The 26,140-nt window shown below is 71.9% G+C and carries 28 protein-coding genes; 10 read left to right on the forward strand and 18 right to left on the reverse strand.

The window, feature by feature from the left end; all coding sequences use genetic code 11:
* Position 1 precedes the first annotated feature (1 nt).
* Together GWK16_RS06180 and GWK16_RS06185 are read right to left on the reverse strand one after the other, a co-directional pair.
* Complete coding sequence (locus GWK16_RS06180; RefSeq protein WP_170053085.1) at positions 2 to 934, reverse strand: polysaccharide deacetylase family protein; 933 nt, start codon at positions 932 to 934, stop codon at positions 2 to 4.
* On the reverse strand, positions 931 to 1,842 hold the full coding sequence (locus GWK16_RS06185) for a polysaccharide deacetylase family protein (RefSeq protein ID WP_170053086.1): 912 nt from the start codon (positions 1,840 to 1,842) through the stop codon (positions 931 to 933). The genes GWK16_RS06180 and GWK16_RS06185 overlap by 4 nt, the downstream gene beginning before the upstream one ends.
* A 181-nt stretch (positions 1,843 to 2,023) precedes the next feature.
* On the opposite strand from GWK16_RS06185, the gene GWK16_RS06190 reads away from it, so the two are divergent.
* Both GWK16_RS06190 and GWK16_RS06195 read left to right on the forward strand, forming a co-directional pair.
* Positions 2,024 to 3,454 (forward strand): ABC transporter substrate-binding protein, encoded by a 1,431-nt coding sequence (locus tag GWK16_RS06190; RefSeq protein ID WP_170053087.1) that lies wholly within the window; start codon positions 2,024 to 2,026, stop codon positions 3,452 to 3,454.
* Positions 3,455 to 3,539: 85 nt separating this feature from the next.
* Positions 3,540 to 4,244: an ABC transporter permease gene (locus GWK16_RS06195; RefSeq protein ID WP_170053088.1), complete on the forward strand. Its 705-nt coding sequence runs from the start codon at positions 3,540 to 3,542 to the stop codon at positions 4,242 to 4,244.
* 41 nt (positions 4,245 to 4,285) lie between these two features.
* Here the strand turns inward: GWK16_RS06195 and GWK16_RS06200 are convergent, their stop codons facing one another.
* Positions 4,286 to 5,116: a substrate-binding domain-containing protein gene (locus GWK16_RS06200; protein ID WP_170053089.1), complete on the reverse strand. Its 831-nt coding sequence runs from the start codon at positions 5,114 to 5,116 to the stop codon at positions 4,286 to 4,288.
* A gap of 22 nt (positions 5,117 to 5,138) precedes the next feature.
* Positions 5,139 to 5,858: an ATP-binding cassette domain-containing protein gene (locus GWK16_RS06205; RefSeq protein WP_170053090.1), complete on the reverse strand. Its 720-nt coding sequence runs from the start codon at positions 5,856 to 5,858 to the stop codon at positions 5,139 to 5,141.
* 148 nt (positions 5,859 to 6,006) lie between these two features.
* Between GWK16_RS06205 and GWK16_RS06210 the strand changes: the two genes are divergently transcribed.
* On the forward strand, positions 6,007 to 6,891 hold the full coding sequence (locus tag GWK16_RS06210; RefSeq protein ID WP_170053091.1) for a helix-turn-helix transcriptional regulator: 885 nt from the start codon (positions 6,007 to 6,009) through the stop codon (positions 6,889 to 6,891).
* Here GWK16_RS06210 and GWK16_RS06215 read toward each other — a convergent pair.
* Positions 6,849 to 8,573, reverse strand: a complete 1,725-nt coding sequence (locus GWK16_RS06215) for a glycerol-3-phosphate dehydrogenase/oxidase (RefSeq protein ID WP_170053092.1) — start codon at positions 8,571 to 8,573, stop codon at positions 6,849 to 6,851. The genes GWK16_RS06210 and GWK16_RS06215 overlap by 43 nt on opposite strands.
* A gap of 91 nt (positions 8,574 to 8,664) precedes the next feature.
* Between GWK16_RS06215 and GWK16_RS06220 the strand changes: the two genes are divergently transcribed.
* The 3 genes from GWK16_RS06220 (at position 8,665) to GWK16_RS06230 (ending at position 10,541) form a co-directional block, all read left to right on the forward strand.
* Entirely contained in the window at positions 8,665 to 9,762 is a 1,098-nt protein-coding gene (locus tag GWK16_RS06220; protein WP_170053093.1) for a mandelate racemase/muconate lactonizing enzyme family protein, read from the forward strand.
* 69 nt (positions 9,763 to 9,831) lie between these two features.
* Complete coding sequence (locus GWK16_RS06225) at positions 9,832 to 10,302, forward strand: ureidoglycolate lyase (RefSeq protein WP_170053094.1); 471 nt, start codon at positions 9,832 to 9,834, stop codon at positions 10,300 to 10,302.
* 62 nt (positions 10,303 to 10,364) lie between these two features.
* Complete coding sequence (locus GWK16_RS06230) at positions 10,365 to 10,541, forward strand: M20/M25/M40 family metallo-hydrolase (RefSeq protein WP_170053095.1); 177 nt, start codon at positions 10,365 to 10,367, stop codon at positions 10,539 to 10,541.
* 37 nt (positions 10,542 to 10,578) lie between these two features.
* Here the strand turns inward: GWK16_RS06230 and GWK16_RS06235 are convergent, their stop codons facing one another.
* From GWK16_RS06235 to GWK16_RS06260, 7 genes are all read right to left on the reverse strand, one after another.
* Positions 10,579 to 11,463: a polysaccharide deacetylase family protein gene (locus GWK16_RS06235; protein ID WP_170053096.1), complete on the reverse strand. Its 885-nt coding sequence runs from the start codon at positions 11,461 to 11,463 to the stop codon at positions 10,579 to 10,581.
* Positions 11,460 to 12,233 carry an ABC transporter ATP-binding protein gene (locus tag GWK16_RS06240; protein WP_170053097.1) on the reverse strand — a complete coding sequence of 258 codons (774 nt, stop codon included), beginning with the start codon at positions 12,231 to 12,233 and terminating at the stop codon, positions 11,460 to 11,462. The genes GWK16_RS06235 and GWK16_RS06240 overlap by 4 nt, the downstream gene beginning before the upstream one ends.
* On the reverse strand, positions 12,226 to 13,074 hold the full coding sequence (locus GWK16_RS06245) for an ABC transporter permease (RefSeq protein ID WP_170053098.1): 849 nt from the start codon (positions 13,072 to 13,074) through the stop codon (positions 12,226 to 12,228). Before GWK16_RS06245 ends, GWK16_RS06240 begins: the two co-directional genes overlap by 8 nt.
* Before the next feature lie 12 nt (positions 13,075 to 13,086).
* On the reverse strand, positions 13,087 to 14,040 hold the full coding sequence (locus tag GWK16_RS06250) for an ABC transporter substrate-binding protein (RefSeq protein ID WP_170053099.1): 954 nt from the start codon (positions 14,038 to 14,040) through the stop codon (positions 13,087 to 13,089).
* 26 nt (positions 14,041 to 14,066) lie between these two features.
* Complete coding sequence (locus tag GWK16_RS25175) at positions 14,067 to 14,471, reverse strand: allophanate hydrolase-related protein (RefSeq protein ID WP_248291196.1); 405 nt, start codon at positions 14,469 to 14,471, stop codon at positions 14,067 to 14,069.
* Positions 14,468 to 15,820 (reverse strand): allophanate hydrolase, encoded by a 1,353-nt coding sequence (gene atzF / locus GWK16_RS06255; RefSeq protein ID WP_248291197.1) that lies wholly within the window; start codon positions 15,818 to 15,820, stop codon positions 14,468 to 14,470. The genes GWK16_RS25175 and atzF overlap by 4 nt, the downstream gene beginning before the upstream one ends.
* A gap of 120 nt (positions 15,821 to 15,940) precedes the next feature.
* Positions 15,941 to 16,636, reverse strand: coding sequence for a GntR family transcriptional regulator (locus GWK16_RS06260; protein WP_211187164.1), 696 nt, complete (start codon positions 16,634 to 16,636; stop codon positions 15,941 to 15,943).
* Positions 16,637 to 16,800: 164 nt separating this feature from the next.
* Between GWK16_RS06260 and GWK16_RS06265 the strand changes: the two genes are divergently transcribed.
* A complete protein-coding gene (locus GWK16_RS06265) occupies positions 16,801 to 17,151 on the forward strand; it encodes an ArsR/SmtB family transcription factor (protein WP_248291198.1) in 351 nt (116 codons plus the stop codon).
* Between the two features lie 233 nt (positions 17,152 to 17,384).
* Positions 17,385 to 18,629 carry an MFS transporter gene (locus GWK16_RS06270; protein WP_170053101.1) on the forward strand — a complete coding sequence of 415 codons (1,245 nt, stop codon included), beginning with the start codon at positions 17,385 to 17,387 and terminating at the stop codon, positions 18,627 to 18,629.
* A 39-nt stretch (positions 18,630 to 18,668) separates the two neighbouring features.
* Here GWK16_RS06270 and hslU read toward each other — a convergent pair whose 3' ends face one another.
* Both hslU and hslV read right to left on the reverse strand, forming a co-directional pair.
* Positions 18,669 to 19,994 (reverse strand): ATP-dependent protease ATPase subunit HslU, encoded by a 1,326-nt coding sequence (hslU, locus tag GWK16_RS06275; protein ID WP_170053102.1) that lies wholly within the window; start codon positions 19,992 to 19,994, stop codon positions 18,669 to 18,671.
* 303 nt (positions 19,995 to 20,297) lie between these two features.
* Positions 20,298 to 20,864 carry an ATP-dependent protease subunit HslV gene (hslV, locus tag GWK16_RS06280; RefSeq protein WP_170053103.1) on the reverse strand — a complete coding sequence of 189 codons (567 nt, stop codon included), beginning with the start codon at positions 20,862 to 20,864 and terminating at the stop codon, positions 20,298 to 20,300.
* Between the two features lie 531 nt (positions 20,865 to 21,395).
* Here hslV and GWK16_RS06285 point away from each other — a divergent pair.
* Together GWK16_RS06285 and GWK16_RS06290 are read left to right on the forward strand one after the other, a co-directional pair.
* Entirely contained in the window at positions 21,396 to 22,607 is a 1,212-nt protein-coding gene (locus tag GWK16_RS06285; RefSeq protein ID WP_248291199.1) for a PQQ-dependent sugar dehydrogenase, read from the forward strand.
* A gap of 2 nt (positions 22,608 to 22,609) precedes the next feature.
* Positions 22,610 to 23,194, forward strand: coding sequence for a c-type cytochrome (locus GWK16_RS06290; RefSeq protein WP_170053104.1), 585 nt, complete (start codon positions 22,610 to 22,612; stop codon positions 23,192 to 23,194).
* A gap of 2 nt (positions 23,195 to 23,196) precedes the next feature.
* On the opposite strand, the gene pqqE is transcribed toward GWK16_RS06290, so the two are convergent.
* From pqqE to pqqB, 4 genes are read right to left on the reverse strand one after another with little or no spacing between them, the layout of a single operon-like run.
* Entirely contained in the window at positions 23,197 to 24,264 is a 1,068-nt protein-coding gene (gene pqqE, locus GWK16_RS06295; protein WP_170053105.1) for a pyrroloquinoline quinone biosynthesis protein PqqE, read from the reverse strand.
* Entirely contained in the window at positions 24,261 to 24,518 is a 258-nt protein-coding gene (gene pqqD, locus GWK16_RS06300) for a pyrroloquinoline quinone biosynthesis peptide chaperone PqqD (protein WP_170053106.1), read from the reverse strand. Before pqqD ends, pqqE begins: the two co-directional genes overlap by 4 nt.
* Positions 24,515 to 25,237 carry a pyrroloquinoline-quinone synthase PqqC gene (gene pqqC, locus GWK16_RS06305; protein WP_170053107.1) on the reverse strand — a complete coding sequence of 241 codons (723 nt, stop codon included), beginning with the start codon at positions 25,235 to 25,237 and terminating at the stop codon, positions 24,515 to 24,517. Before pqqC ends, pqqD begins: the two co-directional genes overlap by 4 nt.
* Positions 25,234 to 26,136 (reverse strand): pyrroloquinoline quinone biosynthesis protein PqqB, encoded by a 903-nt coding sequence (pqqB, locus tag GWK16_RS06310; RefSeq protein WP_170053108.1) that lies wholly within the window; start codon positions 26,134 to 26,136, stop codon positions 25,234 to 25,236. Before pqqB ends, pqqC begins: the two co-directional genes overlap by 4 nt.
* Positions 26,137 to 26,140: the final 4 nt, after the last annotated feature.

Here is a 26,140-nt window from a genome sequence, read left to right on the forward strand (position 1 = left end):
GTCAGCCCGGCTGGGCGCGCCAGGCCTGCATGATCTCGCTGCCCGTCGCGGACCAGACGGCCCCGCGCGCGAGGATGGCGTCGAGCATCGCACCGAAGGCGCGGATCCGGTGCGGCTGGCCCATCAGCCAGGGCGTGACCGAGACCGTCAGGATGCGGCCTGAGCCCGTCGCCTTTGCCTCGGCGTCGAGGGCGGCATGGGCGGCGAGGACGGCGTTCACGAAATCCTCGGTCGCCATGTTCTGCTGGTGCAGCATGCGCTGGTCCGCGAGGTCCTGCGGCAGCGGCATGGCGGTCAGCGTGCCGGCCTCGGTCGCGAAGGCATAGGGCATGTCGTCGTTCAGCCAGCCGCTGGTCCAGGCGTAGCCGGCGCCGGCGACGATGTCCGGCGTGCGGTGGGATTCCGAATGGGCGGGGGAATGCCAGCCCTGCACGGCATCGCCGAAGCGGCCGCGCAGCAGGGAGGTGGCGAGCGCGACCCAGGCGCGTTCGTCCGCTTCCGCGACGCCGCCGTGATGCAGGTGCGCCATGTCGAGGCCCGCGCAGGCGGGCTCCCACCCGGCCTTGGCGATGTCGTCCATCAGCACCGGATATTCGCGCGCCAGCATGGCGCTGATCAGCGCCGTGCCCTTCACGCCGCGCGATCCCATCGCCTGCATCAGGCGGTAGATGCCGATGCGGCTGCCGTAGTCGCGCTGGGTGAAATCCCAGAAGGAGGGATAGGGCCGTTCCATGCCGCCCGGCGCGGTGAAGGGCTTGAGCGGCATGTCCATCGGGAAATGCCCGGCATGCACCGCGACCCAGAGCGCGATGCGCGCCCCGCCTGGCCATTGCACCGGGCTGGTGCGCGGCAGGATGCGGTAGGGGTAGCGCGCATGGTCCATGCCCCGCCGGCGATGCGGGTAGACGAAATAGTCTTCGGGGAGGCCGATCACGGCGTGCCCTCCGCGATCCAGGCGTCATGGGCGGCGAGGTGGTGGTCGATGTAGTGCCGCGCGATCTCGCGCCCCGTCGCCAGCCAGACCTTGTCGTGGCCGGTGACGTGGCGCAGCACCTCCTCCAGCGCGGCGATGCGGTGGGGCTGACCGATCAGATAGGGGTGGATGGGCAGGCACATCACCGTGCCGGAGTCCGCGCCTTCCTCGTACAGCAGGTCGAACTGCGCCTTGCAGATGGCGGCGTAGCGGTCGGGCGGCGTGTTGCGCATGACGAAGAGCGGGACGTCGTTCACTTCCAGCGAATAGGGGATCGAGACGAGGCGCTGCCCGCCGCGGGTGCGGATCGGCGTCGGCTGGTCGTCGTGCAGCAGGTCCAGCGTGTAGAGGATGCCTTCCTCGGCGAGGATGTGCTGCGTCGTCTCGTCGTTGGAGATCGCCGGCGTCAGCCAGCCGTCCATCGACTGGCCGGAGGCGCGCAGGATGGTCTCGCGGTTCTCGCGGATCACGGCGCGCTGCTGCTCCTCGGTCATGCCGTAGAAGTAGCGGGTGTTGTAGGTGCCGTGGCTGAACAGCTCCCAGCCCAGTTCGCAGCAGCGTTCGACGATCTCGGGGTAGTGGTCGCAGACCGCGACGTTGAGGGAGACGGAGCCACGCACGCCGTGCCGCGCCATGACGTCCGCCATGCGCCAGAAGCCCGCGCGGTTGCCGTAGTCGCGCCAGGAATAGCCCGCGACGTCGGGCACCGGCCGCGGCCAGGGCATGCGCCGCGCATTGGGCGGCGGGTCGTATTCGTAATGCTCGATGTTCGGGGCCACCCAGAAGGCGATGCGCGCGCCGTTCGGCCAGGTGATGCGCGGCCGTCGGCGCCAGGGCATGAAGTCGTAGTGGCCGGGGGTCTTGAGCATCGGCATCCGCTTCCCGCGTGACGGGTGGAAGGTTCCATGGCTTCGCGCAGGCGACAAGGTGGGCGCCCCGGCCGCCGTCCGCGGGTTGCGGCCGCCGCCATGCTGTGAATGATGGGGCGCGAGAGGCGGATCACCTTCTCGTTGGCGGCTGGCCGGACCGGCGCGCGCGCCTTAGGAGAAGGTGCCGGACAAGGGGCGCCGCCCCACCGAACAGGGGATGTCGATGGCGGATGCGCTGGTCCTGGCGCTCCCACGCGTGGAATTCCTGCCGCCAGGGCGTGTCACCGACGACACCTCCATCCTGACCCTGCGCAGCCTGGTCTTCGAGCCACTCTGCACCTGGCAGGACGGTCGCGTGCGGCCGGGGCTGCTCGGCGCCTGGCGGCACGAGGATGAGGGCCGGTCCTGGATCTTCGCCATCCGCCGCCGCGCCACCTATCACGACGACCGGCCGGTCACGGCCGAGGAGGTGGCGGAGACGATCCGCGCGCATCTCCAGGGCCTCGACATGTTCGGGATGCCCTGGGCCTATGCCCGCTACCTGCAGGGCGCGCGCATCACGGCCGAGGGGCCGGGGCTGCTGTCGATCTCCACACCCGAGCCGGTGGCCGACCTGCCCGAGATCCTGTCGGAATTCTACCACATGCGCCCCGGGACGGATGGCGGCGCGACGCTCGGGACCGGGCCCTATCGCGTGATGCGCCACGTCCCCGGCGCGAGCGCGGTGCTCGAGGCGGTGGAGCCCGACCGGACCCCACGGCGCATCGGCATCGTCGCGGAACCCGATGCCGACCTGCGCTATCGCATGGTGGCCGACGGATCGGTGGACGCGGCGACGCATCTCGAACGCATGACCGACCCGCGCAGCCATGCCGGCGGCCTGGCCTGGGGCGCCGCGGCGAATGCGATGTCGGTGATGTTCTACCTCGATTGCCGGCGCGGGCTGTTCTCGCACGACGCGGCGCGGCGCGCGGTCAACCTCGCGGTCGACGGGCAGGCGATCGTGGACGAGGTGTTCCACGGCATGGGGTTGCCGGCGGCGACGGCGGTAAGCCCCTTCCACCTCGGCTTCCGGCAGGCGCGGGTGTCGCCGGTGGCGCAGGACCTGGACGCTGCGAAGCGGCTGCTCGACGAGGCCGGGGGCGGCAGCGAGCTGCTGCTCCGCACCCCGTTGCGGATGCCGGAGAAGGCCCCCGACATCAGCGCCATGGTGGCGCAGCAGCTCTCGCGGGTCGGCATCCGGGCGCGCGTGGAGGAGGAGCACGACCGCCCCGACTACGCCCGCCAGGTCGGGCGCGGGAAGATCGGGGACATGGCGATCTTCGATTCCACCCCGGCCTCGACCTATCGGGTGCTGAGCGACAAGGTCTCGTCCCTGGTGAAGGGGCCGTGGTGGCAGGGCTATGACGACGCGGCCTTCGAGCGGATGTTCGCCGCGGCCGGCCGGACCATGGACGATGCGGAACGTGCGGCCGCCTATGGGCGCTGCCTGCGGCGGCTGCAGGAGAATCCGCCCTGGCTCTACCTGTTCCATCCGGTCGAGACCTTCGCCGCGCGGCCCGGCATGCCGCCCATGGCGCTCGACCATCGCGGCATCCTGCGCATCGTGTGAGAGAAGGCTTGCGTCGCCCGCCGCTTTGCCGCGATGACGGCAGGCGAGGAGGAGACGCCCGTGACCGGATGCCGCCGGATGCGCCATGGGTGACCTGGCCAGCGCCTTCGGGACCGCCGCGGCGCTGGTGCGCGGCGCCGATCCTGCGCTGGTGCGCATCGTGCTGCTGTCGCTCGAGGTGAGCCTCGCCGCGCTCGCCATCGCCGCACTGGTCGGGCTGCCGCTCGGGGCGCTGCTGGCGGTGGCGCGGTTTCCAGGGCGCGGGGCGGTGGTGGTCGCGCTGAACGCGCTGATGGGGCTGCCGCCGGTACTGTGCGGCCTGCTGATCTACCTGCTGCTGTCGCGATCGGGGCCCCTCGGGTCCTTCGGGCTGCTGTTCACGCCGGCGGCGATGATCGTCGCGCAGGCGGTGCTGATCGCACCGATCGTCGCCGCGCTGGCGCGCCAGGTGCTGGAAGGGATGTGGGAGGAATATGCGGAACAGTTCCGCTCCTTCCGCGTCTCGGCGCTGCAGGCGGTGCCGACGCTGCTGTGGGACGGGCGCTTCGCGCTGTCGACCGTGCTGCTCGCGGGCTTCGGGCGGGCGGCGGCGGAAGTGGGCGCGGTGATGATCGTGGGCGGCAACATCGAGGGCTATACGCGGGTGATGACGACCGCGATCGCGCTCGAGACCTCGAAGGGCGACCTGCCGCTGGCACTCGCGCTCGGCATGGTGCTGATGGCGATCGTGCTGACGGTGAACACGCTCGCGCAGGGGCTGCGCGGCGCGGCGGCGCGCTGGGCGGGGTGAAGGCGTGAGCGGAGGGGCCGAGGCCCCTCCGGGCACGTCGGCTACGAGGTCGGCTCGGGCTGGGTGGCGTTGGGGAAGAAGAGCTGCTCGCCGTTGATCCTGTAGGCGGCGATCGCGGCCTGGCCGGCGGGCGAGAGGATCCAGTCGATGAAGCGCTGGCCGTCCGCCGCCTTCACATGCGGGTGGCGCTGCGGGTTCACCAGCATCACGCCGTACTGGTTGAACAGGCGCGCATCGCCCTCGACCACGATCTTCAGGTCCTGGCGGTTGCGGAAGGACAGCCAGGTGCCGCGGTCCGCGAGGATATAGGCGTTCTGCGCGGCGGCGGTGTTCAGCGCCGGGCCCATGCCCTGGCCGACCTCCCGGTACCATTGCCCGCGGCCGCTGGCGGGATCGATGCCGGCCTGCTGCCACAGGCGCAGTTCCGCCGCATGGGTGCCGCTACGGTCGCCGCGCGAGACGAAGGGCGCGCGGGCCTCGGCGATGCGGCGCAGGGCGGCGACGGTGTCGGTGGTCCCCGCGATCCGCGCGGGGTCGGCGGCCGGGCCGACGATGACGAAGTCGTTGTACATCACGTGGTGGCGCGGGCCGCCGAAGCCCTCCTGCACGAAGCGCTGCTCGGCGGCGCGGTCGTGCACGAAGACGACGTCGGCATCGCCGCGACGCGCCACGTCGAGCGCCTGGCCCGTGCCCAGCGCCACGACACGCACCTGGATCCCGGTCTCTCGCGTGAAGATCGGCAGGATGTCGCCGAACAGGCCGGACTGCTCCGTGCTGGTGGTCGACGCGACCGTGATGCTGCGGTCCTGCGCCGCGGCCGGCAGCGCGAGGACGATGGCCAGGCCGAGGCCGAGGATGGTTCTGCGGAACATGGGTCTCTCCCGGGGAAGTCGGTCAGCGCGGCAGCAGGTCGCCGCGGAGGAAGGCGGCGGCCTCGGCGGTCAGGGGAGCGGCGAAGAAGGGCTCGGCCGGGCCCTGTTCGAGGACGCGGCCGCCATGGAGGAACACCACGTCCCCGGCGAGGCGGCGCGCCTGGCCGAGATGGTGCGTCGTCATGACGATCTTGGTGCCGCGGGCGGCGAGGGCGGCGATGATCTCCTCGACCGCGGCGGTGGCGCCCGGGTCGAGGCTCGCGCAGGGTTCGTCGAGGAAGAGGATCTCGGGCTGGGTCGCGGCGGCGCGGGCGAGGGCGAGGCGCTGCTGTTCCCCGCCCGACAGGCGGCGCGCGGGACGGTCGGCGAGGGCGGCGAGGCCGACCAGGTCCAGCGCCTGGGCGGCGCGGGCGGCGCGCTCGGCGGCCGGGACCCCGGCGAGGCGGAGCGGGTAGAGCACGTTCGCGAGCGCCGAGCGGCGCAGCAGCACCGGGCGCTGGAAGACCATGGCCTGGCGGCGGTGGCCGCCGGCGCCGGCCCAGCGGACCTCGCCCTCGGTCGGCGCCAGCAGGCCGTGCAGCAGGCGCAGCAGCACGGATTTCCCGGCGCCGTTGGGGCCGAGGATCACGGTCGGGGCGCCGCCCGCGATGGTCAGGTCGATGCCGGAGAGGATGCGCAGGGAGCCGGCCGCGAAGCCGAGGCCGCGGGCTTCGAGCGGCAGGATGGTGCCGGGCGCGCGCATCAGGCGCGGTCCCCCTGCCATCCCGTCCTGTTCCCCGATGCCCGCATCCCGCGCCGCGTCTCCCGTTCCTCTCAGTTGCGCATGGCAGGCGATGCCGTCAACGCAGGAGAGGCTTGACGCCGACGCGGCATTTGCCGGGAATTGCCGGATGTTGCCGGATGTCCTGACCCTGAAGGAGGCCGCCGCCTGGCTGCGGCTGTCCGAACGCGCGCTGTACGACCTCGCCCGGGCCCGGCAGGTGCCGGCGGCACTGCTGGGCGGGAAATGGGTGTTCCCGCGCGGGTTGCTGGAACGCTGGCTGGCCGCGAAGGCCGATGGCGGGGATGCGCCGCACCGGGTGCTGCCGCCGCCCGTGCTGGCGGGCAGCCACGATCCCTTGCTCGACTGGGCGGTGCGGCAATCGGGCTGCGGGCTGGCGCTGCGCGCGGGCGGCAGCCTGGAAGGGCTCGAGGTGCTGGCGGCGGGGCAGGCGCTGGCGGCGGCGGTGCATCTGCTCGACCCCGACAGCGGGGAGTGGAACGCGCCGGCGGTGCGGGAGGTGCTGGGGCCGGGCGGGCATGTCGGGATCACCTGGGCCTGGCGGGAGCAGGGGTTGCTGGTGGCGCCGGGCAATCCGCTGGGCCTCGGCAGCGTCGCGGACCTGGCGCGGCCAGGGCTGTGGGTGGCGGGGCGCCAGAATCGCGCCGGCAGCCACGTGCTGCTGGTGCATCTGCTGAACGAGGCGGGGCTCCGGCTCGATGCCATCGCCTTCCTGGCCGAACCGGCAATGGCCGAGGACGAAGTGGCCGCCGCGGTGGCCGAGGGCCGCGCGGGCGTCGGCTTCGGCATCCGCGCCGAGGCGGAGGCGCGGGGCCTCGGCTTCGTGCCGCTGGTGCGGGAACGCTTCGACCTGGCGATGCCGCGGCGGGCCTATTTCGAGCCGCCGCTGCAGGCATTGCTGGCCTTCGCGCGGGGGCCGGCCTTCGCCGCGCGCGCCGCGCGGATGGGCGGCTACGACGTGGCGGAGACGGGGCGCGTCGCCTTCAACGGATAGCCGGCGCCGTGGCGGTCCCGCAGCAGGGCGAGGGTCGCGTCCACATCCTCGGCCGTGCGGGCGGCGGACCAGCCGAGCGTGTCGGCCAGTACGGCGGCGATTGCGCGCACGGCCTCCTCGCTCGCCTCCCCGCGCAGCGCGACCAGGGTGCGGCGCAGGACCACGTCGGCGAGGTGGGCGACCATCTCCTCCCGCGCGATCCAGGCGATCTCGCCGGAGGAATGGCGGGGCAGGCCCTCGAGCGGCGCGTCGGGCCCGGCGGCGATGGCGCGCGCGGCGTCCCGCGCGCGGGTGCCGTAGCGGGCGAGCAAGTCGGCGATGCGCGTGTCGGGCAGGCCGGTCTCGCGCGCCAGGTCGCGGATCCAGCCGGCGCGGTCCGCGGGGAAGCCGGCGCCGCCGCCGATCGGGCGGGACTGCGTGCCGACGCTGCGCGGCTTGCCGAGGCGATGGAGCACCTCGTCGGCCGCCTGTTCCCCGAAGGCGCGGAAGGTCGTCCACTTGCCGCTGACCATCGACAGGACGGGAAAGGGGCGCTCGGGCGTCGGTTCGCTCGGGACGAGGGAATGGGTGCGCGGGATCAGGCTCGGCGTCGCGGCGTCGACATAGGGCAGCGGGCGCACGCCGGAATAGCGGTAGCGGATGTGCTCGCGCCCGATCGCGACGTCGGGCAGCACTTCCTTCAGCACGGCGAAGAGGTAGTCGATCTCGCTCTCCTCGCAGCGGACGCCGTCGGCGTCCTCCACGCGGATGTCGGTGGTGCCGAGCAGCACGTTGCCGAGGAAGGGGAAGACGATGCAGGTGCGCCCGTCCGGCGCCTCGAAATACAGCATCGCGTCGCCGAGCGCGGCGCGCAGCCCGTCATGGTCGATGACGAGGTGCGAGCCCTTCGTCCCGCCGATCATGCGGGTGTTGATGCCGAGCGGAGCGTTGACGCGATCGATCCAGGCCCCGGCGGCGTTGACGACGATGCGCGGGGCGAGCGTCAGCGTCTCGCCGGTCAGCGTGTCGCGGATGCGCACGCCCTCGGGGCCGAGGCCCTCGGCCGCGGCGTAGGTGAGCGCGTCGGCCTGGGGCGCGGCGGCAAGCGCATCGAGCACGAGTTCGAGGTTGATGCGCTCGGGGTGCGAGACCCAGCCGTCCCAGTATTCCGCGGCCGAGGCGATGCTGCGCGTCAGGCCCGGCATGGCGGTGAGCGCGGCGTCGCGCGACAGCATGCGGTGATGCGGCATGGTGCGTTCGCGGCTGCCGAGCCAGTCGTAGAGCATCAGACCGATGCGGATCAGCATCGCACCGCGCCGGCCGGAGGTGGTCGGCCGGCGGAACAGCTTCGCGATCGCGGCGAAGGTGCCGCCCCAGAGGTCGTAGAGCGGCACCATGGTGCGCAGCGGGCCGACCAGATGCGGGGCGTTGCGCAGCAGGCGGTTGCGCTCGGTGGCGCCTTCGCGGACCAAAGCGAGCTCGGCGGTCTCGAGGTAGCGCAGGCCGCCATGGACCATGCGCGACAGGGCCGAGGAGGCGCCCTCGGCGATGTCGCCGCGGTCGACGAGCACGGCGCGCACGCCGTTGAGCGCGAGTTCGCGGAAGACGGCCGCACCGTTGATGCCGGCGCCCACCACCAGCACCTCCGGCGCCGGGTCGCGGCGGAGGCGCTCGATCACCGCCTGGCGGGAGAGATCACGCATGACGTTTCACTAGCGAGGCCGCGCGCGGGGGGCAACGCCGTCTTGCCGGGGCGCCGGGCGGCGCGCAGGCTGCCGGCAACGGAGGGCCGTCATGACCAACCTGACCATCCGCGAGGTGCGGACGACGCTGCTGCGCATGCCCTGGGCCGATGATCCCTGGCTCGCCGGCCATGCGCTGGGGCCGATGCGCGACCTGGTGGTGGTGGAGGTGGTGACCGCGTCCGGCCTGACCGGCATGGGCTACCTGCACCTGCTGAACCTGCCGCTGCAGCGCACCATCGGTGCCTGCATCCAGGAGGCAATGGCGCCCCGCATCATCGGGCGTGACGCAACCGCGGTGGAAGCGATCTGGCGCGACCTGTGGCGCGCGACGCTGACCGGCGGGCGCGGCGGCGTCGCGATGATGGCGCAGTCGGCGATCGACATCGCGCTGTGGGACGTGGTGGGCAAGGCGGCGGGGCTGCCGCTGCACCGGCTGTGGGGGCATTGCCGCAGCGAGATCCCGATCTATGGCAGCGGCTGCTTCCGCGGATCGCGCGGAGACGGGATGGTCGCCAAGGCGCGGCACTTCGTCGCGCAGGGCTACAGGGCGATCAAGATGCAGGTCGCGCATATCGGCGACTGGCGCACCGATGTCGCGAATGTCCGCGCGATGCGCGACGCGGTCGGGCCCGATGTCGAGATCATGATCGACGTGAACATGGGCTGGACCGCCGACGAGGCGATCCATGCCGGGCGGCGCTTCGAGGAATTCGACGTCTACTGGCTCGAGGAGCCGGTGCTGGCCGACGATTATGCGGGCTACCTGCGCTGCGCGGAGATGCTCGACATGCGCGTGGTGGGCGGGGAGACGCATTTCGGGCGGGCGGACCTGAAGCCGTTCCTCGAAAACCCGCGCCTGCCGATCCTGCAGCCGGACCCGATGCGCGGGGGCATGACCGAGCTGCGCAAGATCGCCGCGGTGGCCGACACCTGGGGCATGACCATCGCGCCGCATCTGTTCCCGGAACTGAACGTGCATCTTCTGGCGTCCATCCCGAACGCGATCTGGGCGGAGCAGATGGGGCTGCTGGACGATGTCTTCGTCAGCCTGCCGAGGATCGCGAACGGGATGATCACGGCGCCGGAGACGCCGGGCCATGGGCTGGCGTTCAAGCCGGAGGTGATGACCGACTTCGTGCTGCGCTGAGGGAGGCGGACCCTGGACGCGGTGCGGCCGGCGGCCCGATCATCGGCGCAACATGGACGGAGTTGCCCGATGCGTCTGATCGCCGAACCGCTGACCGCCGAGGCCTTCGCGCCATTCGGGGAAGTGCTGGCGGCGCCCGACGCGCCGGGGCGCGTCTACATCGACGCAGCGCTGGCGAACCGGCGGGACCATGCGAAGGCGAGCCTGTCCTTCATCCACAAGATGCCGAACGCGCTGCCGATCACGTCCACGACGATGGAGCGGCACCTGCATTCCTCGCAGTCCTTCGTGCCGATGGAGGCGGTGCGGTGGCTTGCCATCGTCGCGCCGCATGGCGCGGACGGGAAGCCGGACATGGCGCGCGCGAAAGCCTTCCTGGCGCGGCCGGACCAGGGCGTGACCTATGGCGCCGATGTCTGGCACCACCCCTTCACCGTGATCGACCGGCCGGCGCGCTTCGCCATCTTCATGTGGAAGGACGGCAGCAGCGCGGATGACGAATTCGTCGAGGTCGCGCCCTTCGAGGTCCACATGCCCTAGGTCGCGGCCGACCAGGCGGCGGCGATCGCATCGCGCCGGGCGACCCAGAAGCGGCGCGTAAGATGGCCTCCGGTGCCGGGCATGACTGCGCGACCTTCGCGGGGATGGGCGTGCCGTCGGCGATGCTGTTCCTACGCAACGCGAAGGGCTGCCACAATCCGGACGAGGCGCTCGACATGGCCGACGTCGGCGCGGCGCTGGCAGTGCTGGTGCGAGCGGTCGGCGAACGGCTGGGCTAGCGACGAGGGAGGGCTCTGCCCTCCCCGCCACGACCTCCTACGCCGCGTCGCCGCTCGCCAGGTACCAGTCCGCGATGTTGTCGCCTTGCAGGAAGGCGATGCGGGGATCGCCGGCGAGGTCGGCGCAGAGGGATTCCAGGGCCGCGATGCGATGCGGCACGCCGGTGATGTAGGGGTGGATGGCGATGCACATCACCTTGCAGCCGGCGCCGGCCTCGGCTTCCTGCAGGAGGCGGGCGGCCTGCAGGCGGGCGCGGCGGGGAAGTTCCCGTTCGTCGTGGTGTTGGATCATCACGACGGGGATGTCGTTGAGCTCCACGCTGTAGGGCATGGCGAGCATGGTGCCGTGCGCGGTGGCGATGCGGGCGGGCAGGTCGTCGACGACGAAGTCGCCGGTCCAGCGGATGCCGGCCTCGGCAAGGAGGTCGGGGGTCTCGAGGGTCTCGGTCAGGCCGGGGCCGAGCCATCCGGTGCAGGGCTTGCTGGTGAAGGTGCGGATGGCCTCGGCGGTCTGCGCGATCATGGCGCGTTGGTCCTCGACGCGGTGGGTCGGGACCTGGAACCAGCCATGGCCCATGAACTCCCAGCCGGCATCCCGGGCGGCGGCGACGACGCGGGGATAGGCGCCGATGACCGAGCCGTTGACCGAGAGCGTCGGGCGGATGCGGAGGCGTTCGAACAGTGCATGGAAGCGCCAGAAGCCGACGCGCATCCCGTATTCGTGCCAGGCCCAGTTGGGTAGGTCCGGCTGCAGCGCGGCGCCGGTGGGCGCGACGAGGACCTGGCGCGGCATTGGATTGTCGATCAGCCAGTTCTCGACGTTCACGACAGGCCAGACGATCAGCTTCGCGCCGCCCGGGCCCGCGTGGCGCGGGCGGTCGGCGGGGGCGGCGTAGCGGAGGCGCTCGACGGGCCGGGTCATGCGGCCTTGCGGGCGTGGTGGCTGTGCAGGCGGGCGGAGAGCTCGCGCCGTACCTCGTTGAACTCGGGGGAGGCGACGTCGCGCGGGCGGGGCAGCTCGATGCGGTGCTCGCTGGCGATGCGCCCCGGGCCGGGTTCCATCACGACCACGCGGTCGGCGAGGAAGATCGCCTCCTCGATCGAATGGGTGACGAAGAGGACGGTCAGCTTGGTGCGCTGCCAGATGTCGAGCAGCTCGTCCTGCAGGCGTTCGCGCGTCATGGCGTCGAGCGCGCCGAAGGGTTCGTCCATCAGCACCATGTCGGCGTCGTTCGCCAGCACGCGGGCGATGGCGACGCGCTGCTTCATCCCGCCCGAGAGCTGGTGCGGATAGGCATCGGCGAAGCGCGTCAGGCCGACCATGTTGACGAAGCGCTCGGCGGTGTCGCGGACCTCCTGCTTCGGCAGGCCGCGCGACTGCGGGCCGAAGCCGATGTTCTGGCGCACCGTCAGCCAGGGGAACAGGCCGTAATCCTGGAAGACCATGCCGCGGTCGGGGGCGGGGCCGTCGACCGGCTTGTCCCACATCAGGGCCTGTCCGGCGGAAGGCGGCTCGAACCCGGCGACGATGCGCAGCAGGGTCGACTTGCCGCAGCCGGACGCGCCGATCAGGCAGACGAACTCGCCCTTCCTCACGGTCAGGTTGGCGTCGCGCAGGGCCTCGATCTTCTGGCCGTTCAACGCGTAGGTCTTGCCCACGCCGCGCACGTCGAGGATCGGCAGCTCAGCCATGGTGGGACGGGCTCCAGCGCAGCAGGCGGTTCATGACCATGACGACGACGCGGTCGGAGATGAAGCCGGCGATGCCGATGACGATCATGCCGCAGATGACGAGCTCGGTGCGGGACAGGGTGCGCCCGTCCATGATGACGGCGCCCAGACCCTGGGGCACGCCGGTCATCTCGCCGACCACGATGACGAACCAGGCGAGGCCGAGGCCGAGGCGCAGCCCGGTGAAGATCGACGGCAGGGCGGCGGGCAGCACCACCTTGAAGAACTGCGCCGAGGGCGAGCAGCCGAGCATCGAGGCGGCTTCGAACAGGCGCTTTTCCACCCCGCGCACGCCGAAGATCGTGTTCAGAAGAATGGGATAGAAGGCGCCGAGGAAGACCAGGAAGAAGGCCGATCTGGCGCCGAGGCCGAACAGGATCATCGACAGCGGCAGCCAGGCGGTGACCGGGATGGGGCGCATCAGCTGCAGGAAGGGATCGAGCAGCGCGCGCACCGTGTCGTTCCGCCCGATCAGGATGCCGAGCGGCACGGCGACCAGCGCGGCGAGGGCGAAGCCGCCATAGACGCGCGACATCGACGCGAGCAGGTGCGTGACCAGCGTGCCCGAGAAGGCATCGTCCCAGATGCCGCCCCAGGCGAAGTCGACCATGTATTCCGCGACATCGTAGGGCGACGGGATGAGCCGCGTCATCCCCGCCTTCACCGCGACATGCCAGAAGGCCAGCAGGATCAGCGGCACGATGAGCGCCAGCACCGTGCCGCGCATCCGCTGCCAGAGGCCGATGGACGGGCGTGCCGCGGCGGCCGCGGGCGGCGCGCCGGTCGTGGTGGTGACGCTCATCGCCGCGCTGCCTTACGAGGTCGCGATCTCGTTGGAGAAGCGCGGGTTGAGGAACTTCGCGAAGTCCGGCAGCTGGCGGATCTGCCGCAGGGACTGCATGTGCTCGGCATAGGTGCGAGCCTGGGTCAGCACGGTGTCGTCCAGCTTCCAGGTGTATTCGACGTTGTCGGCGCCGAGCGCCTGGTCGACCGCGGCGCGCGGGGCGCCGAGGATGCGGACGGTGGCCTCGGCGACCTCGGCCTTGTTCGCCATCATGTATTCGCTGGCGCGGCGGTGGATGCCGAGCATGGTGCGCACCAACGCCGGGTCCTGGGCGATCAGCGCCTCGGAGGTGCCCATGGTCATGTTCAGCCCGCCCATGGCGGTGCCGTAGGGGTATTCCACCAGCTCGCCGACGCCGGAGGAGATCGACAGGCCCGGGCCGGGCTCGGCGCCGACATAGGCGTCGATGTCGCCGCGGGAGAGCATGGCGTGCATCTCGCCGAAGGGGACGCGGATGGGCTGGATGTCGCGCACCGACATCCCCGTCATGCGCAGGCGCTCGAGGATGAAGACCTCCTGCGTCGAGCCCGGCCAGATGCCGACGCGCTTGCCGCGCAGCCCGGCGATGTCGGTGATGCCGGATCCCTTCTTGGCGACGATCGCCATGCCCTTGTTGCAGAATGCGCCGACCACGACGACGGGTTCGCCCGCCGCGGCGCCGAGCGTCGCGGCCGCGATGCCGAAGCCGCCGACATCGACGCTGCGCGTCACGACCGCGTTCTTGCCGTCGGTCGGGCTGTCGAAGGTGATGATCTCGATGGTCAGGCCGGCGGGGGCGAAGCGCTGGTAGAAATGCGGCGTCATCGAATGGATCAGGCGCAGCGAGCCGACCTTCACGGTGCGGGCGGCCTGGGCGTTGGCGACGTGCGGCGCGGCGGCGGGCGCCAGCGCGGCGGCGGCAAGGAGGTGGCGGCGACGGATCATGAGGCGGCGTCCTTCTCGATGGTGCGTCAGGCGGGGGTGGGCGCGGCGATGGCGGCGAGATAGGCGCGCCAGCCGCCGAAGCGGGTGATGTCCTCGGCGCCCGTCAGACCTTCGGGTTCCACGAGGAAGCCCTTGGGCATGGTGCCGTCGTTGAGGAGCAGCGTGCCGATGCACAGCGGCGCGGGGATGCCGGCGACGAAGCGACCGAAGCCGTCATCCGGCAGGCCCCAGACCTCGGCGGCGATGGACGCACCCTCGCGGCCCGGCACGCGCAGCAGGCCGGGGCGGCGCGGCGGGCCGCCGGCGAGGGCGAAGAGCCGGTAGCAGGGCGTCGTCCCGGTCGCGCGGATGAAGCTGCCGCCCTGGGCGATCAGTTCGTGGTTGAGCGGCAGCCCGGTGAGGTGGGCGCCGATGACGGCGATCTCGATCATGCGGCGCGGGGCTCCTGCCGGCGGGCCAGGCGGGCGGTGACGTCGCGGGCGAGGGCCATCAGCGCGGCGTCGCTGCCGCGCGGCCCGATCAGGGTGATGCCGGCGGGCAGACCGTCCGGGCGCGCGGGGCCCGGGACGGCGAGGGCTGCGAGGTCCAGCAGGTTGACGAAGTTGGTGTAGGTGCCGAGCCGCGCATTGGGACCGAAGGGATCGGCCTCGAGCTCCGCGAGCGTCGGGAAGTTCGGCGCCGAGGGCACCGCGAGGACCTCGAAGCGGGCGAAGAAGTCCTCGGCGATGCGGCGATGCTCGGCGAGGCGGTAGAGGCCGCGGAAGGCGTCGACGGCGCTGAAGCGCGCGGCGCCGGCGAGGATCGCCTCGGTCACCGGATGCAGCGCGCCGGGATTCGCGGCGGCGAAGTCGCCGAAGGCGGCGGCCCGCTCGGCGATCCAGGGGCCGTCGTAGAGCAGCTTCGCGGCGTCGAGCAGGCCGGTGATGGGCGCTTCCTCGGGGGCCGGCAGCAGTGCGCGGGCGGCATCCCAGGCGGCGCGGCCAGGCGCGTCGTCGATGTGAAGGTCCGCCGGCGCGGGGATGGCGATGCGCGTCGGCACGACGCCGGGCTCGGCCCAGGCGATCGGGCGGCTGAAGGGATCGGCGCGATCCTCGCCGGCGATGACGCGGTAGGTCGCCCAGGCGTCGTCGGGCGTCGTCGCGAAGACCGAGATGCAGTCGAGGCTGCGGCAGGCCGGCAGCATCCCGCGCGAGGACACCGCGCCGACCGAGGGCTTCAGCCCGACGATGCCGTTCAGCGCGGCGGGGATGCGCCCGGAGCCAGCCGTGTCGGTGCCGAGGGCGGCGGTGACGATGCCGCGCGCGACCGCGACCGCCGAGCCGGAGGAGGACCCGCCCGGCACGCGGTCCGGGGCGACGGCGTTGCGCGGCACCGGATAGGGCGTGCGCACGCCGACCAGGCCGGTGGCGAACTGGTCGAGGTTGGTCTTGCCGATGATCAGCGCGCCCGCGTCGCGCAGCCGGGCGACGGCGACGGCGTCCTCGGATGGGACATGGGCGAAGGCGGGGCAGGCGGCGGTCATCGGGCGGCCGGCGACGGCGATGTTGTCCTTCACCGCGACCGGGATGCCCCAGAGCGGGAAGCGGGCGGGGTCGAAGGCCGGGAGCGCGGCCGCCGCGGCGTCCAGGTCGGCAGTGGGGGCGATGTCGAGGAAGATGCCGGGATCGGCGGCAGCCTCGAGGCGGCGCAGGGCCTCGGCGATGGCAGCGCCCGGCGTCAGCCCGCCGGCATAGGCGGCGTGCAGGGCGGCGCGGGAGAAGGGCAGCGTGGACAGGTCCATGCCGCCCCTGCTGCAAGCCTCGTGCCGCGGCCAAACGCCCTACAGGCGGAATTTGTATACAGTATTGCATGCAAATAAGGCGGAGCGCCGAGGCGATTGCCTGCCGACGCGGCGGGCTGGTCAGTCCATCAGCATCGGTGGCTGCCCCGCCATCAGACCCCAGGCGCCTTCGGTGGCGGACAGGTGCAGGCGGACGGCGTGCGCCGCGCCGGCGGCATCCCCCGCCAGGATCGCGCCGACGATCGCACCGTGTTCCGCATGGGAGGCGCCAAGACGATCCGGGCCGCCCAGCTGGGCCGCCCTGAACGGCGCCAGGCGCAGCCGCGTCGCCTGGGCGAGCTCGGCCAGGTAGCCGTTGCCGGCGCCGGCGTAGAGGGCTTCATGGAAGGCGACGTTCGCCGCCTTGTAGGCGCGCAGGTCGCCCGCCGCCGCCATCGCCGCCATGGCCGCATGGCGCGCGGCGAGGCGGGAGCGGGCGCGGCGGTCCATCGCGCGGGCGCAGAGCGCGGCGCAGGCAGCCTCGAGCTCCGCCATGGCCTGGAACATCTCGGCCAGGCGCCGCGGATCGGGCCGGGAGACGACGGCGCCGCGGCGCGGGCGCTGCTCGACGAGGCCGGTGGCGGCGAGCAGTCGCAACGCCTCCCGCACCGGGGTCCGGGACACGCCATGCGCCGCGGCAAGCCGCTCCTCCTCCAACGGCGTGCCCGGCGGCAGGGCGCCGGAGGTGATGGAGTCCGCCAGGGCCGCCGCCAGGGCGTGCGCCCGGGTGGGTCGGATCTCCGCCGGCGGCGCGGGGGCATCGTGGTCGAGCGGCATGGGCGCAGTCATCTGTCCTGGGCAGTCCGGCGACCCGTCCCAGCACGTGGCGTGCCGCCGCGATGTCCGGGCTTCCCTGACAGCTCGGTTTGCAAAGCGTCAAGACCTCGATACATGTGATGGCTTGGCGCATAACTTCGATCCATCACATCCAGGAGGCCGGCTTGCCCGACACGCTTGTCACCCTGCCGGCCGGCGGCCCCGCCTCCACGGCGGCGTCCGAGATGGAGGCCCATGCGGCGGCAGCCGCCGCCATGCTGCGCCTGTTGGCGAGCGAGCGACGGCTGGTCGTCCTCTGCACCCTGATCGTGGAAGGCGAGGCGCCGGTGGGCCGTCTCGCCAGCCGCGCCGGGCTGTCGCAACCCGCGATGTCGCAGCATCTGGCGAAGCTGCGGGAAGACGGGCTGGTCACGACCCGGCGCGCCGGCACCACGATTCACTATCGCATCGCCGACCCTCGCGTCGCTCGCATCATGGCGACGCTGCAGGAGGTGTTCTGCCCGCCGGCGACGTAGATCGCCGCGGCGGCGTTCGGCGTCCCGCCGCGGACCAGTCGGCATGACGGTGAGTGTAAAGCCTGTCGTGCATCGGACCGCAGCCCAGGCGGAGCGCCGGATTCCGTGATGACTGCGCCGGGTTGGAGGCCTGCGCTCGTCGATCGGCGGCGCGTGCATGGCGGCATGGCGAGATGCCGTGTGGCCGGGCCGGTTGCTGCCTGCCATGGTGGCCAGGAGCCGGAGGAAACGACATGCATGGCATCGCAGGCGGCGCGGCCGACGGGCTGATCGATTCGCGCGCCGCGTGGATGCGCCTGTTCGCCGCGGTGATGCTGTCCACCCTCGGCAGCGCACCGATGTGGTCCGTGGTCGTCGTGCTGCCGGAGGTGCAGGCCGAGTTCGGCACCGCCCGCGCCGGCGCTTCCCTGCCCTACACCATGACCATGGTCGGCTTCGTCGTCGGCGGCGTGCTGATGGGTCGTCTCGCGGACCGCTTCGGCGTGATGGTGCCGGTGCTGATCGGCACGGCATCGCTCGGCCTGGGCGGGATCGCGGCGGCGATGGCGCCGAGCCTGGTCGTCTTCGGCCTCGCCTATGGCGTGCTGCTGGGCTGCTTCGGCGCCGCCGCGGTGTTCGGGCCGCTGATCGCCGACATCTCCCTGTGGTTCAACCGCCGGCGGGGCATCGCCGTCGCCCTCGCGGCGTCGGGCAACTACCTGTCGGGCACCATCTGGCCGCCGCTGCTGCAATGGGGCGTCGCGAGCTTCGGCTGGCGGCAGGCGCATCTGGCGATGGCGGCGGTGTGGATCGTGACCATGCTGCCGCTCGCCTTCGCGCTGCGGCGGCGGGCGCCGATGCCGCCGCCGCGGCCGGTCGCCGCGGGCAGCAGTGCGGCCCGGCCGCTGGGCCTGTCCCCCAACACCTTGCAGACGATCCTCGGCATCGCCGGGGTCGCCTGCTGCGTCGCCATGGCGATGCCCCAGGTGCATATCGTCGCCTACTGCGTCGACCTCGGCTACGGGGCGCGGCGGGGCGCGGAGATGCTGTCGGTGATGCTGGCCTGCGGCATCGTGTCGCGCCTGGCCTTCGGCATGATCATGGACCGCATCGGCGGGCTGGCGACGCTGGCCCTCGGGTCGGTGCTGCAGGGCCTCGCGCTGCTGCTCTTCCTGCCCGCGGACGGGATGGTGGCGCTGTTCGCCGTGAGCGCCGTGTTCGGCCTGTTCCAGGGCGGCATCGTGCCGTCCTACGCGATGATCGTGCGCGAGCACTTCCCGCCCGAGCAAGCCGGCACGCGCGTCGGCATCGCGCTGTCCTCGACGCTGGTCGGCATGGCGCTGGGCGGGTGGATGGCCGGCGCGATCTTCGACGCCACCGGGTCCTACCAGGCGGCGATGTGGAACGGCATCGGGTGGAACCTGCTCAACCTCGCCATCGCGATGTGGCTGCTGCGACGGGGCATGGGGCGCCGCCGCAGCAGCCTCGCGACCGCCTGACGGGCGACCGGGAGGAGCACAGCCCCTCCCGGTCCCACGTCAGAGGATGAAGCGCGACAGGTCGGCGCTGCCGGCGAGCGGCGCGACGCGCCCCTTCACCATGTCGAGGTCGACCTTCACCGTCTCGCCCCCGCGGTCGGAGGCCGTGAAGGACACTTCCTCGAGCAGGCGTTCGAGCACGGTCGCGAGCCGCCGCGCCCCGATGTTCTCCACCGTCGCGTTGATCTCGGCGGCGAGGTCGGCGAGCGCGTCCACCGCGTCCGGCGCGAAGTCGATGGTCACGCCTTCGGTGCCGAGCAGCGCCGTGTACTGCTTGAGCAGCGAGTGCTCCGGCTCGGTGAGGATGCGGCGGAAATCGTCGCGGGTCAGCGCGGAGAGTTCCACGCGGATCGGCAGACGGCCCTGGAGTTCGGGCAGCAGGTCCGAGGGCTTCGCCAGGTGGAAGGCGCCCGAGGCGATGAAGAGGATGTGGTCCGTCTTCACCGGGCCATGCTTCGTCGTGACGGTGGTCCCTTCGATCAGCGGCAGCAGGTCGCGCTGCACGCCTTCGCGCGAGACGTCGCCGCCGCGGAAGCCGCCCTCGCCGGTGCGGGCGCAGACCTTGTCGATCTCGTCGACGAAGACGATGCCGTTGTTCTCGGCGTTGGAGACGGCGTCGCGCACCAGCGCATCCTGGTCGAGAAGCTTGTCGGCTTCCTCCTTCGTCAGCGCGATGCGGGCCTCGGCCACCGTCATCTTCCGCGGCTTCTGGCGGCCGCCGAACATCTTGCCGAGCATCTCCTGCATGTTCTGCATCTGCGCGCCCTGCGCGCCGGGCAGGTCGATCATGCCGATCGGCATCCCGCCGCCGACGTCGGTCACCTGCACCTCGACCTCGCGGGATTCGATCTCCCCGGCGCGGAGCATGCGGCGGAACTTCATGCGGGTCTCGCCCGAGGCACCTTCGCCCACCAGCGCGGTGAGCAAGCGCTCCTCCGCGGCCAGCTCGGCCTTGGCCTGCACGCCGCGGCGGGCCTGTTCGCGGCCCATGGTGATGGCGGCCTCGACCAGGTCGCGCACGATGGATTCCACGTCGCGGCCGACATAGCCGACCTCGGTGAACTTGGTTGCCTCGACCTTGAGGAAGGGGGCATTGGCGAGCTTGGCGAGACGCCGGGCGATCTCGGTCTTCCCGACGCCGGTGGGGCCGATCATCAGGATATTCTTCGGTACGACCTCCTCGCGCAGGCCTTCCGGCAGCTGCTGGCGACGCCAGCGGTTGCGCAGCGCGATCGCAACGGCGCGCTTGGCGTCCTGCTGGCCGACGATGTGGCGGTCGAGCTCGGAGACGATCTCGCGGGGGGACAGGTTGATGGCTTCGGACATTGTTTTAGCCCTCAGACGGCGGGCGGCCCGCATCCGCGGGCCTTGCCTTCGTGCCGTGCGCTGGTGTGCTGGCGATCGATGTCGGTCCGGGCGCGGTCGCGCTTCGCGCTCGCGGATCGCGGCGGGCCGCGATCCGGGTATGTGTTGCGCCTTCAGGCTGGCGGCGGCCCGCATCCGCGGGCCTTGCCTTCGCGCCCTGCGCTGGCGTGCTGGCGATCGATGTCGGTCCGGGCGCGGTCGCGCTTCGCGCTCGCGGATCGCGGCGGGCCGCGATCCGCGGGAGGGACATGGGTGCGGCGGACCTCACGCCTGGGCGTCCAGGCTTTCGAGGATGAAATTGCCGTTCGTGTAGACGCAGATGTCGGCGGCGATCTTCATCGACCGGCGGCAGATCTCCTCGGCGTCGATGCCATCGATCGGCAGCAATGCGCGCGCGGCAGACAGCGCGTAGTTGCCGCCCGACCCGATGCCGATGATGCCGTCCTCGGGGTCCAGCACGTCGCCCTGGCCGGTGACGAGCAGGGAGCGCCTGGCGTCCGCGACCGCGAGCAGTGCCTCCAGCCGGCGGAGGTAGCGGTCGGTGCGCCAGTCCTTGGCGAGGTCGACGCAGGCGCGCTCGAGCTGGTCGGGGAAGCGTTCCAGCTTGGCTTCCAGGCGTTCGAGGAGGGTGAAGGCGTCGGCGGTCGCGCCCGCGAAGCCGGCCAGTACCTTGCCGCCGGCGATGCGGCGGACCTTGCGGGCATTGCCCTTCACCACCGTCTGGCCGAGCGAGACCTGGCCGTCGCCGGCCATGGCGACGCGCCCGCCCTTGCGCACGCAGAGGATGGTGGTGCCGTGCCACCCGAGGGGGTCGTGTTGTGGGGAGTTCATGGTGCCGCGAATGTGGGCAGTCCTCGCGAATGACTCAACGGGGGGGTCGGCGGGCGGCGCGAGGGCGGCCTCGGCGCCAGCGATCGAGGTGTCGAGGCCGTACCCCGGAGCGGAATCCGACCCAGGGCGTCCGTACCGGCACACCGCTCGTTACATTGCGCTGCCTTAATCTTCATCGCCGGGCGGATCGCCGATGACGGCAGGCCGTCGTCCTCGTCTCCCGGCAGGCATGCGGTCCCGTTGGTCGCGGAAGCGCGACGCCGCGGCTGCATGTCGGGGCGGACGTGCCGTCATCACAATGCGCGGATCGCCGCCGGGATCGCCGGCCACTCAATCGTTTGCGCCGCGAAGCGCGCATGACGCGGAAACGCCCGCGCGCCGCGGCGATACGGCGCGGCCGCGGCACAGGATCGAACCGGGATGCGTGGCAGCCTCCGTTCCTTCGCACGGGCAATCCAGTCTTGCGGCGCCGTAACCTTTCGTCGTTCCATCCTGCCATTCGCCCGGAACGGGCCGCAGGGAGAGAACGCCATGACAATGAGACGCCTTCTGCTGGGCCTGGCCGGGATGCTCACCGTCGCGCCGGCCTTCGCGCAGCAGCCTGCGGTGCCGGGATGGGCGGTCGGCCGCCCCGAAGGCTCCACCCTGGCACCCCACGCGCCGCGGCTGACGGCGACACCGCTGGAGCAGGTGCCCGTCGGCGCGCTGCGCCTGCCGCCGGGGTTTCACGCGGAAGTCTTCGCCCATGGCATTCCGGGCGCGCGCATGATGGCCGAAGGACCGAATGGCACCATCTTCGCCGGGACGCGGGCCATCGGGCGCGTCTACGCGATCTCCCGCAATCCGGACGGCACGACGCGCACGCGCGTCATCGCGCAGGGCCTGTCGCAGCCCAACGGCCTCGTGGTGATCGGCAACAACCTCTACGTCCTCGCGGTCAATCGCGTGCTTCGCTACGACAATATCGAAGCGAACCTCGACAACGTGCCGGCGCCGGTGGAACTGACCCAGGCCTTCGGCCTGCCGACGGATGCCGATCACGGCGGCAACCATTCCTGGAAGTTCGCGTCGCTCGGGCCCGATGGCCGGATCTATACGAACGTCGGCGTGAACTGCAACATCTGCGAGACCGACCGCGACCGCTTCGCGCTGCTCGTCTCCTTCCTGCCCGACGGAAGTGGCCGCCGCATCGAGGCGCGCGGCGTGCGCAACAGCGTCGGCATGGCGCACCACCCCGTGACGCGCGAATTGTGGGCGACCAACAACGGGCGCGACTGGGCCGGCAACGACTGGCCCGACGATACGCTGCACCGCGTCCGCCGCAGCGGCGAGGACCACGGATTTCCGTTCTGCTCGAGCGGATCGGCCGACCCGCAGTTCAACGCCGGGCGCAACTGCTCCGAATTCGTGCAGCCGGCGGCGCGCCTCGGCCCGCATGTCGCCGCACTCGGCATGCGCTTCTACACCGGGACCATGTTCCCCGAGGCGTACCGGAACCAAATCTTCATCGCGCGCCGTGGATCCTGGAACCGGGAACGGCTGACCGGCTACGACGTGGTCGTCGCGCATCTCGACGCCCAGGGGGCCGTCACGCGGATCGAGGAATTCATGACCGGGCTGCGCGACGACGCGAACCAGCGCTTCCTCGACCGACCCGTGGATGTGCATGTGATGCGGGACGGCTCGCTGCTCGTGTCGGGCGAGCAGATGGGTGCGATCTATCGCATCACTTACCGACAGTGAGGTTGCGTCGCCTGCTGGCGGCGGCCGTCCTGGCCGCCGCCTTTGCGCAGCCCGGGATGGCGCAGGATGCCGCGCGCGGCGCACCGATCGCCGCAGATCGGTGCGCGGCCTGCCATGGAGCCGACGGCCGCAGCCAGATGCCGGACATCCCGTCGCTCGCCGGCCAGCAGGCCGGCTTCGTGACGCTGCAGATGATCCTGATCCGGGAAGGCATTCGCCACGTTCCGGCGATGGCCGATGTCACGCGGGGCATGCCGGACCAGGATATCGAGGACCTCGCCGCCTATTTCGCCAGCCTGCCGCCGGCACCGCCCGAGGATCGCCGACCGCGCGACGCGACGCTCGCGGCGGCCGGGGAGGCGCTGATCGGGCCGCGCCGCTGCGGCGTGTGCCATCTGCCAGCCCTGACGGGGCGGGATCAGATTCCACGGATCGTCGCCCAGCATGAAACGTATCTGGCGCGAGCGATGATGGAGTATCGCGACGGACACCGGGTCGGCGCCGACACCCAGATGAACGGCGCGATGGTCGGGCTGTCGGATGCCGACATCGCCGCCCTGGCCCACTACCTCGCGCATCGCGACTGAGATCAGCCGAATTCCCGATAGCGGAAGGTCGTGGCGCCCGCCTCGGCGATCGCCTCGGCGAGCAGCCCGTGATGCGGCGACAGCGCGCAGGCGGGATCCGTCGCCGCGGCGTCCCCGGTGAGCGCGAAAGCCTGGCAGCGACAGCCGCCCCAGTCGCGTTCGGCATGCGCGCAGCCACGGCAGGGCGCCGGCATCCAATCGGTACCGCGGAAGCGGTTGAACGCCGCGCTGTCCTCCCAGGCCGCGCGAAGCGACGTGTCGCGCACATTCGGGAATACCAGGCCGTCGATCGATTCTGCCGCATGGCATGGCAGCACGTTCCCGGACGGGGAGACGGCGAGGAAGGCGCTGCCCCACCCGCCCATGCAGGCCTTGGGGCGCGCGGCGTGGTAGTCCGGGACGACGTAGTCGATCACGAGGCGACCGCGCAGCGCCTCGCGCGCCGCAATGACCACGCGCGTCGCCTCGTCGAGCTGCGCGCGCGTCGGGAGCAGCGCGTCCCGGTTCCTCAGCGCCCAGCCGTAGTACTGCACATGCGCGACCTCGAGCCGCGCCGCGCCCCAGGCCAGGGCGATGTCGACCAGGCGCGGCAGACTGGACAGGTTCTGCCGGTGGACCACGGCATTGAGGGTGAGGGGCAGGCCGGCTTCGCGCACGAACCGCGCGGCGGATTCCTTGCGCTCCTGTGCGCCCTTCATCCCGCCGATGCGCTCGGCGCCCGCGGGATCGGCATCCTGCACGGAGAGCTGGACGTGATCGAGACCGGCGGCCTTGAGACGGCCCAGCAGCGCCGCATCCAGCAGCACGCCGGCAGTGATGAGATTGGTGTAGAGTCCTGCGGCGTGGGCGGCGCCGACAATCTCGACGATGTCGCGCCGCGCGGTGGGCTCGCCGCCGGAGAGATGCACCTGCAGGCACCCGATGGCCGCCGCTTCGTCGAAGACGCGGGCCCATTCCTGCGTCGTCAGCTCGGCCGACCCGCGGGTCAGCGCCACCGGATTCGAACAATAGGGGCAGCGCAGCGGGCAGCGATGCGTGAGCTCGGCCAGCAGCGCGAGGGGCGGCTTCATCCGGTCAGCGCGCCGCGCGCCACGAGATCCTCGACCATGGCGCGGACGTCCGTTGCGATGACGTCGCGGGGCGCGGCGTATTGCTGCGCAAGGTCGTCGACGATGGCATCGACGTCACGCACGCCGTCGACCAGGCGGAGGATCGCCAGGGCCGTGTCGTCGGGCACGAACATGCGCTCCGGCGCCAGGACGATCCAGCGGGCGCGCGCCCGGTCGTGATGCAGGCGCACGCCCGGCGCGAAGCGCGGCGTCACGGCCGGAACGCCCCGGGCGGCGGCAGGCCGGGCGCCACATAGGCGAAGTGCAGCGCGTCCAGCTGCGCCCAGAGCAGGTCGCACTTGAAGCGCAGCGCGGCGAGCACCTGTTCCTGCCGCTCCGCCGTATCCGCGTGGTCCTTCACGTAGGCGAGGGCGAAGGCGACATCCTGCGGCGCCTGCGTCAGCCGCGGGGTGAAGTAGGCGAGGGTCTGCTCGGTGACGAAGTCGTAGTTCCGCAGCATGCCCGACACGCGCTGGGAGATGATGTTCGGCGAGAACATCTCGGTCAGCGAGGAGGCGATCGCCTCGAGCAGCGACTTCTCCCGCACGAAGCGCACATAGGCGTCCACGGCGAAGCGCGTCGCCGGCAGAAGCCCCTGGAGCGAGACGACGTAGTCGCGGTCGAGTCCGAGCCCGTCCGTCAGGGCCAGCCACCGCTCGATCCCGCCCGGATGCACGCCGTCCCCGTCGTGGTCGACCAGGCGGCGGCGCCATTCGCGGCGCAGTTCCGGCGTCGGGAGGCGCGCCACCAGGGATGCGTCCTTCGCCGGGATGGATGCCTGGTAGTAGTAGCGGTTCAACGCCCAGGCCTGGACCTGGCCCTTCGTCAACTGACCGCCATGCAGCAGGTGATGGAAGGGGTGATGGATGTGGTAGCGCTCCGCCCCGATCGCGCGCAGCGCGTCCTCCAGCGCGTCGGGCGACAGGATGCTCACAGGCGGATCTCCATCCCGTCCTCCGCGACCTCCCAGCCCGCGGCGGCGAGGTGCGCGCGCTCGGGACTGTCGGCCAGCAGGGCGGGGTTCGTGTTGTTGACGTGAACGAAGATGCGTCGGCCGACCGGGAAGGCGGCGAAGGCTTCGAGCGTCGAGCCCGGCCCGGTCATCGGCATGTGCCCCATGCGCCGGCCGGATTTCGGGCCGGCGCCGAGGCGGATCATCTCGTCATCCGTGTACAGGGTGCCGTCGAACAGGACGCAGTCCGCACCTGCCAGGCGCGCGCGAAGGGTCGGCGTCATCATCGCGCAGCCGGGAATGTAGTGCAGGGTGCCGCCGCCGGCCGACAGCGCGACGCCCATCGCTTCGCCGTCCTCCGCGATGCCGGGATCGGTGCCGCCTTCGGCGAAGAGCGGCACCTTGCCCGGCACGGCGTAGGGGGTGACCGTGATGCCCAGGACCTCGATGGCCTGCCCGGGCAGGATGGCCCGGCGCGTGACGAAGTCGGGGTTGAGGGCCCGGAAGATCGGATTGGCATCCAGCACCGCGAAGGTCGGCGGCGCGGCGAGAAGCGTGAAGGCCTGGCGCTCCCGCAGGTGGAGAAGGCCGGCGATGGTGTCCACCTCCGCCCCGGTCAGCAGAACGGCCCCGATCGGCGAGTTCCGCAGGATGCCCGGGCGCGGGTGCATCGCGGGCGTCGCGGCGATCTGCTGGCGCAGGTCCGGGCTGGCGTTGACGAGAAGCCAGTGCTCGCCATCCGCCGACACGGCGATGCTGGATTGGGTACGGGGCGCGGCTGCCGGGTCCGCGGCGCGCGCGCGCACGCATCCCGTGCCGGCCGAATTCCATTGCGGGAACCCGCCGCCGGCTGCGGCGCCAAGCACGATCGCCCGGAGCATGTGC

Source organism: Neoroseomonas marina (assembly GCF_012927745.1).
Classification (GTDB): Bacteria; Pseudomonadota; Alphaproteobacteria; order Acetobacterales; family Acetobacteraceae; genus Neoroseomonas; species Neoroseomonas marina.